The organism is Rhizobium etli 8C-3 (assembly GCF_001908375.1).
In the GTDB taxonomy this organism is placed as follows: Bacteria; Pseudomonadota; Alphaproteobacteria; order Rhizobiales; family Rhizobiaceae; genus Rhizobium; species Rhizobium etli_B.
Window position 1 is genome coordinate 3,252,501 of the sequence record NZ_CP017241.1, and the last position, 12,392, is coordinate 3,264,892.

The window sequence follows — 12,392 nt, forward strand, 5'->3', positions numbered from 1 at the left end:
GGGTTGACGCTTGCTGCGGCGGTCGCCCAGAAGCTCGGACACACGCGCTACGTGCCCTTGGGCACCTCCCGGAAATTCTGGTACCGCAACGACCTTTCCGTGGCCCTGTCGTCGATTACCACGCCGGAACCGCACAAGCGTCTATATATAGACCCGCGCATGCTGCCGTTGCTTCGGGGACGCCGTGTCGCGCTGATCGACGATGTCATCTCGAGCGGCAGTTCCATCGTCGCGGGCCTGCAATTGATGACCGCCTGCGACATCGAACCTGTCGTCATCGCAGCGGCGATGCTGCAATCAGAACGCTGGAGGGAAAAGCTCGCAGCTGAAGGCGCCCGGTGGCCCGACCGCACCGTCGGGGTTTTCGTGACGCCGATACTCGAAAGAACGGCACAAGGCCGCTGGCGCGCGCCCACTGCCTGACCTCGCACAACATGAGGATTGATCGATCTTACCGCGCACTCTCCCTATACAGTCCTGTCGGATGGCTACATTTTGCTGACGGTTGAAACGCGAGCCCGCCCATGACGTTCGAGCAAGCATCCCTGCTGATCCTTCTCTCGGCGATGCTCGTTCTGTTCTGCCTGAACCGTATCCGCATCGAGGTTGTAGCCATCGGCGGCCTGCTTGCCGGGTATGTGCTCCGACTTTATCCGGCCGATCAGGTCTTTGCCGGTTTCGCCAGTCCGGTCGTCATCACGGTGGTCGAAATTCTACTGATCGTCCAGGTGCTCGCGCGCGCAAAGCTCTTTGACAGCCTCGCCGAACGTTTTGCAGCCGCCGGACTGTCCGGCTTCACGGTCATCGCCAGTCTTTCGGCCGTCACCGGGCTCATCTCGATCTTCATGAACAATATCGGCGCCTTCGCGATCATGCTGCCTGCAACGCTGCGCATCAGCAGCGTCATGAATATCCCGCGGCGCCAGCTCGTCATGCCGATTTCCTTCGCGGCGCTTCTCGGCGGCCTCGTCTCGCTGATCGGAACGCCGGCCAATCTGCTTGTCAGCGATGCATTGGCCAAGGCAACAGGTTCCGGCTTCCGTTTTTTCGATTTCGCCTATGTCGGCCTTCCTGTCGCCATCACCGGAATTCTGCTGATGGCCGCTCTCGTGCCGCAACTTTTTCCGGAAACCGACGACCAACCTGCCACAGCCGCGCCGGCCCGACGGCGCATCGTGGCGGAACGGCGCGTTCCTGAGGGTTCGCCGCTCGCCGGCCGTCGCCTTCTCGATTGCTCCAGCCTCTTTGACATCCAGCCGCACGCATTGATCCGCAACGGCCAGTTCGTCTTTGGTCCGTTCGATCAGTCGACCATCAAGGCAGGCGATATCTTGCTTGCAGAAGGCGCCGATGCGGTGTTTGCCGGCCTCGCCGCCTCGGCTGCGCTCGTTCCGGAAGCCCATCCGAATGGCATGCAGGCGGATTTCACCCACATTGAAGCCGTCGTCATGCCCGAGAGCACGCTGGTCGGCTCGCGAATCCGCTCGTTGGAGGTCTTTAAAAGCCGCAGCGTTCGGGTTGGCGCTCTCTCCATGCGGTCGCCGCGGATCGAAGGCCGCTTTGAGGATCTGCAGCTCTCGATCGGCGATATCCTTCTGCTCGAGGGCCCGCGCCAGGCAGTCGCCGAAGCGCTTGAGGAATGCGAATGCCTGCCGCTCGCCTCCCAACCTGCAGACGAGGCGACCTCGAATGCGTGGCAGCCCTTCCTGGTCTTTGCTGCTGGAGTGACGCTTTCGGCTGTCGGGCCGGCCCGCGCGGAAATCGCATTTGCGGCTGTCGTCTTCGCTCTTGCGCTGATGGGTTATCTCAACATCCGCCAGGCCATGGCGGACATCAACTGGCCGATCATCATCATGCTGGCCGCGATGATCCCGATCGGCTCGGCTGTTGCCGCAACAGGCACGGCCCAGTTGGTGGCCGACTGGCTGAGCCTGCTCGTGCCGATATCCATGCCGCTTGCCGGCATCGCACTCCTGCTCTTCATCGCCATGGCGCTCACGCCTTTCGTCAACAACGCCACGGTGGCCATTGTGCTCAGTCCTGTTGCGCTGGAATTCGCAGAGGCAGCGCACCAGCCTCCGGCCGCCTACCTGATTGCCGTTGCCGCGGGCGCATCGCTCGATTTCCTGACGCCGTTCGGCCACCACAACAACACGCTGGCGATGAGCATCGGCAGCTATCGCGTCTCAGACTTCATGCGCGCCGGCAGTCCGCTGGCGTTTGCTTGCTATTTTCTGACCGTTCTTCTGGTTGCCCTGCTCTGGCTTTGAACGCCATTTGCTTGACTTCCCCTGCAATGGAACTAGAGCAGGGTGAAACCGAGCGACAAAGGACTATCGAGCCCGTGCGAATTCTCTCCGAAGCCCATTTCCCCGAACTGCCGAACTATTACCGCGGCAAGGTGCGCGAGAATTATGACCTTCCGGATGGCAGCCGCATCATCATCAGCACCGACCGCCTCAGCGCTTTCGACCGCATTCTCACCTGCATCCCATATAAGGGCCAGGTGCTGACGCAAACGGCGCGCTACTGGTTCGAAGAGACCAAGGACATCTGCCCGAACCATGTCATTGACTATCCGGACCCGAACGTGGTCATCGGCAAGCGGCTCGACATTCTGCCCGTCGAGGTCGTCGTCCGCGGCTATCTCGCCGGCACCACGGGCACGTCCATCCTCACTCTTTATAAGAAGGGCGAGCGCGACATGTACGGCATGCACCTGCCGGACGGCATGCGTGACAACCAGCGACTGCCCGAGCCGGTGATCACCCCGACCAGCAAGGAATTCGACGGCGGCCATGACGAGCCGCTGACGCCTGACGAGATCGTCGGCCGCGGTCTGCTGACCGCGGAACAGTGGGCAACGCTTTCGAGATACGCGCTCGCGCTTTTCGCGCGCGGCCAGGAAATGGCCGCGAAACGCGGCCTCATCCTCGTCGACACCAAATACGAATTCGGAACCGACAAGGACGGCAATATTATTCTCGCCGACGAAATCCACACGCCCGACAGCAGCCGTTACTGGATCGCGGACAGCTATCAGCAGGCCTTTGAAGACGGCACGCGCCCCGCAAGCTTCGACAAGGACTTCGTCCGGGCCTGGGTGGCCGAGCGTTGCGATCCCTACAAGGACGAGATCCCCGAGATCCCGGTCGAACTGGTCGAGGAGACATCGAAGGTCTACATCAAGGCCTATGAGGCGATTACCGCCCAGTCTTTCGTTGCCGATGACAGCGGCGAAACCCCGGCTGCCCGTGTGCGAAGCAACCTTGCGCGCTATTTCCCTTAAAAACCCGGAACGAACCGCCCGAAGGCCGCCTCGGCGCTTGCGGGTTTTCGTCGGGAGGCATTAGCATGTGCAGGGCGGGGGAACGAATGGCACGAAGGCCGCGGCGCAAAGCCGAGGAGACGCGGGAAGACATTCTGTCGACGGCCGAGTTGCTGTTTCGCCAGCGTGGTTTCGTCGCCGTATCGATCGCCGACATCGCCTCGTCCCTCGGCATGTCGCCGGCCAATGTCTTCAAGCATTTTCATTCGAAAGTGGCGCTTGTCGATGCCATCGCCGAACGGCATCTCGGCAACGCCACCGAGCGCTTTGGCTCTTTCGACGGAAGCCTGCCGCCCAAAGAACAACTGCTGCGTTTCGTGCTTCGGCTTCTCGATAGCCACCTCAAGGACATTCAAGACAATCCCTACATCTTCGAAATGGTGCTGACGACAGTTCAGGCGAAGCTCGAAGCAGGTATTCGCTACCGCGAGCGAATCGAGCAGAATCTCGAGGAAATCATCCGCGAGGGGGTGAGCGCAGATCATTATAAATGTTCCGATCCGCGCCGCGCCGCCCATACCGTTGCCGATGTTCTTGCATCGGTGCTCCATCCCGTGCTGATCGCTCGTGACGATAAGGATACGCTTGTGCGCAGGGCCGAGGAGATCGTCTGTTTTGTCGATACCGCATTGCAAAATAGCGCTTGCTAAGTGACGATCATTGAATTACGTCACTTCGTGAATCTTTTCGCAAGTTCGGATCGAAGGGTATTTGAATCCCGCTAATCACGCTCCTTATTGGAATGCAGCGCTCCGTCGCCGGAGCCGGTGATCCGATCCGCAAATGCCAATCGCAAGGGAATTCAGCATGAAACGGCGTGGCTTCATCATTTCTTCAGCTTTGGTGCTGAGCGGATTGCTCTGTGCCTGCAGCGACAGCGGCAACAACCAGGCCGGCGGCGCCGGTGTGCCCGCAGCAGCGGCTCAGCAGGCAGCCCCGGTCGGTGTCGTGACGCTGAAGAAGGACACCTTCCCGGTCACGACGATCCTTCCGGGCCGGGCCGAGGCCTTTCAGACGGCCGACATCCGTCCGCAAGTCAGCGGCATCATCCGCGAAATCGCCTTCAGAGAAGGCAGCGAGGTGAAAAAGGGCGACCTCCTTTATCAGATCGAAGATGCGCCTTATGTCGCAACCGTCGAACAGGCCAAGGCGGCAATCGCCAAGGCCGAAGCCAGTGTGCCGAGCGCGCAGAGTAATTTCGACCGCTACCAGCGCCTTGTCGGCAGCGGCGCGACACAGATCGAATTCGAAACGGCAAAGACCACCCTTCTCCAGGCTCACGCTGAGGTCGAATCGGCCAAGGCCACCCTTGCCTCCGCGCAAATCGATCTCGACCACACGAAGATCGTCGCGCCATTCGACGGCGTCATCGACGAGACGGCCTACAACGTGGGCAACGTGGTTGCCGCCAATCAGACAGCGGCGCTGACGACGATCCGCCAGCTTGACCCGATTTATGTTTCGCTCACCGAATCGAGCACCAATCTGCTCAGGCTGCGTGATGCTTTGGCATCTGGCACGGTTCGAGGGGAAGGCGCCGATGTCGCCTTCCGGCTCATCCTGGAAGATGGCAAGGAGTACGCCCAGAAGGGCAAGCTGGATATGTCGAAGCAGATCGTCAGCGAGACAACCGGCACCTTCATCATCCGCGTGCTCTTTCCGAATCCGGATCTCGTCATCTTGCCGGGCATGTATGTTCGCGCGACCGTCGAGCTTGGCGCCGAGGTCGGCTATGCGCTGCCGCAACTCGCCACCAGCCGCGACGCGACCGGCCGTCTGACGGCGCAGTTCATCTCCGCTGATGGCAAAGTCGAGACACGTGTGTTCGAAAACGCCTCGCCCTCCAACAATTCCTGGCTCGTGACCGACGGCGTGAAGGATGGCGATCAGCTGATCGTCAGCGGCCTGCAGTCGATCGCGCCCGGCATGCCGGTTACGCCCGTCCCCATGAAGATCAATGAAAGCGGTGTGGTCGTGGCTGGCGAGCAGGCAGCAGCCGGTAACGCCCAGAAGCCGGCCGCGCAGTAGGACGCGCCAGGCTCCAACGTCGATCAAAGCCGCACAGGAATCATTTGATGGCCAAGTTTTTCATCCGACGCCCGATTTTTGCCTGGGTCATTGCGATTACCATCATGCTCGCAGGCTTGCTCGGCATTTTCACGCTGTCGATCTCGCAGTATCCCGACATTGCGCCCACCACGGTGCGCATCAACGCCACCTATCGCGGCGCGAGCGCTGAAACCGTCGAGAAATCGGTGACGACGATCATCGAAGACGGCATGACCGGTCTTGATGACCTCACCTACATGACTTCGACCTCGTCTACCGGTTCGGCCAGCATCTCGCTGACGTTTGGAACAAGCGTCGATCCGGACATCGCGCAGGTGCAGGTCCAGAACAAGCTGCAGCTCGTCCAATCGCAGCTTCCCGATGACGTCATCGATGCCGGCATCAGCGTCACGCGATCGACCTCCAGTATCCTGCTGGTCGGATCGCTGGTTTCGACCGATGGCAAGCGGAATTCCGTCGACCTCGGCAACATCCTGTCAAACCAGATCGAAGACCAGATACAGCGTCTCGAAGGCGTCGGCAGCATCAATATCTTCGGTTCGGGTTATGCAATGCGCGTCTGGCTCGATCCCTTCAAACTGCAGAAGTATCAGCTGACGCCAAGCGACGTGACCTCGGCCATCGAGGCCCAGAACACGCAGGTTTCCGTTGGCTCCCTCGGCGCACAGCCACTCGTCAAGGGCCAGCAGCTGAACGTCACGATCACCGCGCAGAGCCAGCTGACGACGGTCGCGGACTTCGAGCGGATCATTCTGAAAGTGGAAAAGGACGGATCGACGGTCCGCCTCAGCGACGTCTCGCGTATCGAAATTGGCCAGGAAAGCTACGGCGGCTCGTCGCGCTACAATGGCCAGCCATCGAGCGGCTTTGCCGTCAACCTTGCGATCGGCGCCAATGCCATCGACACCGCGGAGCGCGTTCGCTCAGCGCTCGACACAATCGGCCACGGCCTGCCGGAAGGCGTGGAGATTACCTATCCTTACGACACAACGCCCTTCGTCGAGCTGTCGATCGAAAAGGTCGTCCACACCCTCATCGAAGCGATCGTTCTCGTCTTCGTGGTTCTGCTCGTCTTCCTGCAGAACCTGCGCGCGACGCTGATCCCGACCATCGCCGTGCCGGTGGTCCTGCTTGGAACCTTCGGCATTTTGGCGGCAACGGGATATTCGATCAATACGCTGACGATGTTTGCCATGGTTCTCGCGATCGGCCTGCTCGTCGACGATGCTATCGTCGTTGTCGAGAACGTCGAGCGCATCATGTCGGAGGAAAAGCTGTCGCCGCTTGAGGCGACGGAGAAGTCGATGGGCGAAATCACCGGCGCCATCGTCGGCATCGCACTGGTTCTGACGGCCGTCTTCATTCCGATGGCCTTTTTCGGCGGTTCGACCGGCATCATCTACCGTCAGTTCTCGATCACCATCGTTTCGGCCATGCTGCTTTCGGCCCTCGTCGCCATCGTGCTGACGCCGGCACTTTGCGCCAGCATGCTCAAGCCGGTCTCCGAACACAGGAAGCACCGCGTCGGCGACTGGTTCAACCGCAACTTCACGCGCTCGACCAACGGCTACGTCCGCACCATCGGCTACCTGTTGAAGCGTCCGATCAGGGTGATGCTGGTGTTCCTGCTCGTCGGGGCAGGTTGCGCCTATCTGTTCACGCGCCTGCCGAGCTCGTTCCTGCCGCAAGAAGATCAGGGCGTTCTGCTGACGATCGTCACCACGCCGCCCGGATCGACGACGCAACAGACCCAGGCAGTCGTCGAGAAGGTCGAAAAGTATTATCGCGAAAACGAAAAGGATTCCGTCGATTCGGTCTTCGGCGCCCTTGGCTTCAGCTTCAACGGCTCCGGCCAAAACAGCGCGATCGTCTTTACAAAGCTCAAGGATTTTTCGCTGCGTACCGAGGCCAGTCAGCACGCGCAGGCGATCGTGACGCGGGCGCTCAAGACCTTCTTCACCTTCCGCGAAGCGCAGGTCTTCGCATTGCTGCCGCCGGCGATCCAGGGTCTCGGCGTGTCCAGCGGCTTTTCGATGTACCTCGTCGATACCGGCGGACACGGCACGGCTGCGCTCGACACCGCCTCCAAGCGGCTGATCCAGATGGCCAATGCCAGCGGCAAGGTGGTCGCCCTTCGCAACAACAACAAGGAAGTCGAGCCGCAGATGCGGATCGTCATCGACCAGGAGAAGATCGGCGCCATGGGCGTGGATATTTCCGCGGTCAATGCGATGCTCTCTGTCATCTTCACCGGCCGCGACGTCAATGACTTCACGCTGAACGGCGAGATCAAGCCAGTCTACGTGCAGGGCGATGCGCCCTTCCGGATGCAGCCGACCGATCTCGACCACTGGTATGCCCGCAACTCCTCCGGCGAAATGGTTCCCTTCTCCGCCTTCACCAGGACGGAATGGGTCAAGGGTGCCCCGACGCTTGCCCGCTTCAACGCCGTCAGCGCGATCCCGCTCGACGGGGCTTCGGCACCGGGCGTCAGCTCCGGCGATGCCATGAACGAGATGGAGGCCCTTACTGCACAGATCGGCGGCGGTTATACGGTGGCCTGGCAGGGCATATCCTATCAGGAGCGGCTCTCGGGTTCGCAGGCGCCGATGCTTTATGCAATTTCGGTGCTCGTCGTCTTCCTTTGCCTGGCGGCGCTCTACGAAAGCTGGTCGATCCCGTTCTCGGTGATCATGGCGGTGCCCGTCGGCGTGCTCGGCGCGCTTGTGGCTGCGACCCTCTTCGGACAGGCGAACGACGTCTACTTCAAGGTCGGTCTTCTGACGACGATAGGTCTCGCAGCGAAGAACGCGATTCTGATCGTCGAATTCGCCAAGGACCGGTTGGAGACCGGGATGGGTCTCTTTGAGGCGACTTTGGAAGCGGCAAGGCTTCGTTTGCGCCCGATCATCATGACATCGCTTGCCTTCATTTTGGGCGTCGTGCCTCTTGCCGTGGCCACCGGCGCGGGCTCCGCAGCCCAGAACGCCATCGGCATCGGTGTCCTCGGCGGCATGCTCGCGGCCACGGCGCTCGGGATTTTCTTTGTGCCGTCCTTCTTCGTGGTCATCCGCCGCGTCTTCTCCCGGCGCAAGAAAATTGTGGCGTGAGTGTGATAAAAATGCACTGCCAGAATGAATGACTCATTGATACATTGCCCGCGGATTGCTTCGACATGGTGTATCTCGTTGGGACGAAGCGCGGCCGACGGCAAAGCATGATGCTTTTGGCAAGAAATTAGACTTGGTCGAGTTACAGGAAGAAATGAATGATATCTCTTCGTTTTGCTACACCGGCACTATTGCTTTTGCTGGCGGGCTGCGTGAGCGGACCGGACCACACGCCTCCGGAGATGCCGCTGCCGGCGAAGTTCGGTGAAGGCAGCAACAAGAATATCGGTGATGTAGCGACGGTGGCCTGGTGGTCGGCGTTTCGCGACAGGCAGCTTGACAGCCTGGTTGCGCGCGGCATCGACCAGAACCTCGACGTTCTGCAGGCGATGGAGCGCATCAATGCGGCGTCCTCCAATGTGACGGTCGCCGGGGCTGGCTCGCTGCCGAGCCTTGTCGTCGGCGCCTCGCACACGGTGTCGGGCCAGATGGGCTCGGAGCGCACCCGGGTGGGTGCGACCAACACCACTGGCGGCGAGGCCAATGTCTCCTGGCTGCTCGATCTCTTCGGCCAATACCGGCGCTCCAAGGAAAGCGCGCTTGCCTCGCTCGATTCGGCCTATGCCAGCGCCGACGTGGCCCGGCTTGCCTTCCTGCAGGATCTCGTCTCGACCTATATCGACGCCCGCTTCTACCAGGAGCGCATTGCGCTGTCGAAGGCCAACCTGCAATCGCGCCGGGAGACCTACGATCTTACCAAGTTCCAGCTGGAAGCCGGTGCCGCCTCCAGGCTCGACGTCGTCCAGGCCGAGGGCCTGGTGCAGTCGACGCAGGCTGAAATCCCCGGCCTGGAAACCAATTTCCGCGTCTCGGCGCATCACATCGCCACGCTGCTCGGCCTGCCGGCCTCCTCGCTGATGGCCGAGTTGCAGAAGGGAGCCGCCCAGCCGGTCTACCGTGCCGGCATCATCTCCGGCATCCCGGCCGACCTGATCCGCAACCGTCCCGACATCCGCGTGGCCGAGCGCAATCTGGCAGCGGCGACCGCCAATATCGGCGTCGCCGAATCGCAGCTTTATCCGTCGATCTCGCTGTCCGGCTCGATCTCGCCCACCTGGGTCAATGCGGCCGGTGGCAGCGGCGGCGGCCTGACCACCTGGTCCTTCGGCCCGACGCTCAGCCTGCCGATCTTCGACGGCGGCCGCCTGCGCGCCAATGTCGACATCGCCAAGTCGGACGCCAAGACCGCCTATCTCGCCTGGAAGGCAGCGGTGCTCAACGCCGTCGAGGAGGTGGAGAACGCGCTGTCGGCCGTGCGCCGCGACGCCCAGACGGTGGAAGCGCTGCGCGCCCAGGTCAAGACGACGCAGGAATCGCTGGAACTGTCGACGGCAAGCTACAAGGACGGCGCCTCCTCGCTGCTCGACGTGCTCGACGCCCAGCGCCAGGTGTCGCTGGCCCAGGCAAGCCTGGCGGCGTCCGTGCAGCAGATGGCCAGGGACTACGTCTCCCTCAACGTCGCAATCGGCGGCGGCTATGCCCCCGGCGGCAAGGTCAACGCTGTCTCCGCCACCGTGGCAAAAGGCCCCTCAAAGAGCTGAAAGAGCCATTTCTAGGAATGACAAAAGCCCCGGCAACGGGGCTTTTTTGTTGCTTTCGAAAAAATCGTGTGAGGAAGAGGCCTCATCCCGCAAAATGGATTCGACAAGCCGCTGTGCTTCAGGTACGCGTGATTAAACGATTAATCACACGCATCATGAAACTATGGCTCAGTTGCGCCCGGGACCGAACCTCAGCAGGATTGCGACGTCGCTTGGCGTGTCGGTCGCAACAGTCTCGAACGCGCTTTCGGGCAAGGGGCGCGTCTCGGAGCAGCTCGTCGGAAAGATCAGGGAACATGCCGCCGAGCTCGGATATGTTCCAAGCCAGGCGGGTCGGGCGCTTCGCACCGGCCGAAGCGGCGTGCTCGGACTTGTTCTTCCCGACATCGCAAATCCCCTCTTTCCCAAGATTGCGCAGGCGATCGAATTCGCCGCCGCCTCTGCCGGCTACGGCGTGCTGATCGCCGATTCGCGCGGCAATGTCTCGGCTCAGACCGAAGCAATCAACCGGCTTGTCGAACGCGGTGTCGATGGCCTGGTGATCGTGCCCCGCCGCGCAACGCGCATATCCGCAGCAAGCTGCCCAGTCGCCGTCATCGACACTGCATCGACGCCGGGCAACACGGTTGCAGCCGACCACTGGCAGGGCGGCCAACTGATTGCCGCTCACCTCGCCGATCTCGGCCATAAGCGGATCCTCATCATCGGCAACAATCCAGAATCGAACGTGCAGAACGATCGTGCGGGCGGCATCCGTTCGGGTCTTTGTCCGGGCATGAGCGCCGAAACGCTCTGGATCGAAAAACTTGAACATCAGGCCGGCAGCGGCTGCCCGCTCGGCCTTGCAAGAAAGGTCGGCGAGGGTTTCACCGCCTTTGCCGCCTTGTCCGACCTTCAGGCGCTGCGGGTGCTCACGGAGCTGCAGCGCGATGGCATCCACGTGCCTGCCCAAGCCAGCGTCACCGGTTTTGACGACCTGATCTGGTCTGCGGTCGTGACACCTGCGCTTACCACGGTGAAGATGGACATGGACGCAATTGCCGAGATCGCCGTATCGGCCTTGGTCAAGAACATAAAAACAAGCAGCACCCGGGAGGGCGCACTCGTGACTGCGGAGAAAGATCGCGTGCCCATGCAACTGATCATCCGCCAATCGTCCGCCCCGGCGAACCCGGTTCAAGAACACCTGCAGATGGAGAACTCCTGACATGAAGACATCCCTCATCGCATCGGCAGCGCTGCTCGCGCTAATCCCGCTCGGCGCCATGGCGCAGGATCGGACTCTGACCATTTCCGTCTATGCCTTTGCGCAGGACGACTTCAAGACGCTGGTCTATGATCCCTTCGAAAAGCAATGTGGCTGCAAGCTCGTCGTGGAGACGGGCAACAGCGTCGAGCGCCTCGCCAAGATGGAGGCGAACAAGGCAAACCCGGCCGTCGATATGGCTGTCGTCTCGATGGCGGATGCGCTGTCGGCTTCCCGCAAGGGACTGGTGGAGAGGATCGATCCGTCCAAGCTTACCAACTTCGAAAAGCTCTACGATCTCGCCAAGGATCCGAACGGCGACGGCATGAGCGTCGGCTACACGTTTTATGCCACGTCTATCGCCTACCGCTCGGACAAGATGAAGATCGAGTCCTGGGCCGATCTCCTGAAGCCGGAATATGTCGGCCACGTCGCCTTTCCGAACGTGACCACCAACCAGGGGCCGCCGGCGCTCTACATGCTCGGCCTTGCGCTCGGTACGGATACGTCCGACCTCAAGGGTCCGATCGAAGCCGTCGGGGAGAAGAAGGATGACATCGTCACCTTCTACGAGAAATCCTCGCAGCTGGTACAGCTCATGCAGCAGGAGGAAATCTGGGCCGCTCCCATCGGGCGTTTCTCCTGGGCGGGCTTCACCAAGCTCGACCTTCCGATCGCCTGGGCGACCCCGAAGGAAGGCCAGACCGGCGGTATGAATGTCATGGTCGTCACCAAGGGCTCGAAGAACCAGGATCTGGCGCTGCAGTTCATGGATTTCTGGCTCTCGACCGACATCCAGACGAAACTCGCCGAAAAGCTGATCGATAGCCCTGCAAACAAGGAAGTGAAGGTATCCGAGGCCGCCGCCAACAACCTGACTTACGGCGAGGAGACAGCCAAAACCCTCAAGCTCATTCCCTCCGCCGCAGCGCTCGACAATCGCGACGCATGGCTCAAGGAATGGAACGACAAGGTCGGCCAGTAAGGCTGCGATAACACCCGGTTCCGGCTAGCCGGGACCGCCCCTTCCGCGGTCG

The 12,392-nt window shown here is 61.2% G+C and carries 9 protein-coding genes (1 of these 9 only partly in view); all 9 read left to right on the forward strand.

Annotation, left to right across the window (positions count from 1 at the left end; genetic code table 11):
• On the forward strand, window positions 1-423 hold the 3' portion of the coding sequence (locus tag AM571_RS16190; protein WP_074063294.1) for a phosphoribosyltransferase. It extends 264 nt beyond the left edge of the window; the window shows 423 of its 687 coding nt (coding positions 265-687); its start codon lies beyond the left edge, outside the window; it ends in the stop codon at window positions 421-423.
• Window positions 424-524: 101 nt separating this feature from the next.
• Window positions 525-2,270 (forward strand): SLC13 family permease, encoded by a 1,746-nt coding sequence (locus AM571_RS16195; protein WP_074062282.1) that lies wholly within the window; start codon window positions 525-527, stop codon window positions 2,268-2,270.
• Window positions 2,271-2,344: 74 nt separating this feature from the next.
• On the forward strand, window positions 2,345-3,289 hold the full coding sequence (locus AM571_RS16200; RefSeq protein WP_074062283.1) for a phosphoribosylaminoimidazolesuccinocarboxamide synthase: 945 nt from the start codon (window positions 2,345-2,347) through the stop codon (window positions 3,287-3,289).
• An 86-nt stretch (window positions 3,290-3,375) separates the two neighbouring features.
• Window positions 3,376-3,978, forward strand: a complete 603-nt coding sequence (locus AM571_RS16205) for a TetR family transcriptional regulator (protein ID WP_074062284.1) — start codon at window positions 3,376-3,378, stop codon at window positions 3,976-3,978.
• 157 nt (window positions 3,979-4,135) lie between these two features.
• Window positions 4,136-5,356, forward strand: a complete 1,221-nt coding sequence (locus tag AM571_RS16210) for an efflux RND transporter periplasmic adaptor subunit (protein ID WP_074063295.1) — start codon at window positions 4,136-4,138, stop codon at window positions 5,354-5,356.
• A 47-nt stretch (window positions 5,357-5,403) separates the two neighbouring features.
• Complete coding sequence (locus AM571_RS16215) at window positions 5,404-8,508, forward strand: efflux RND transporter permease subunit (protein ID WP_074062285.1); 3,105 nt, start codon at window positions 5,404-5,406, stop codon at window positions 8,506-8,508.
• A gap of 158 nt (window positions 8,509-8,666) precedes the next feature.
• A complete protein-coding gene (locus AM571_RS16220) occupies window positions 8,667-10,109 on the forward strand; it encodes an efflux transporter outer membrane subunit (protein WP_074062286.1) in 1,443 nt (480 codons plus the stop codon).
• 163 nt (window positions 10,110-10,272) lie between these two features.
• A complete protein-coding gene (locus tag AM571_RS16225; RefSeq protein WP_074062287.1) occupies window positions 10,273-11,316 on the forward strand; it encodes a LacI family DNA-binding transcriptional regulator in 1,044 nt (347 codons plus the stop codon).
• 1 nt (window position 11,317) lies between these two features.
• The gene (locus AM571_RS16230; RefSeq protein WP_074062288.1) at window positions 11,318-12,340 is read left to right on the forward strand and encodes a polyamine ABC transporter substrate-binding protein; all 1,023 of its coding nucleotides are present in this window, start codon (window positions 11,318-11,320) and stop codon (window positions 12,338-12,340) included.
• Window positions 12,341-12,392 lie beyond the last annotated feature (52 nt).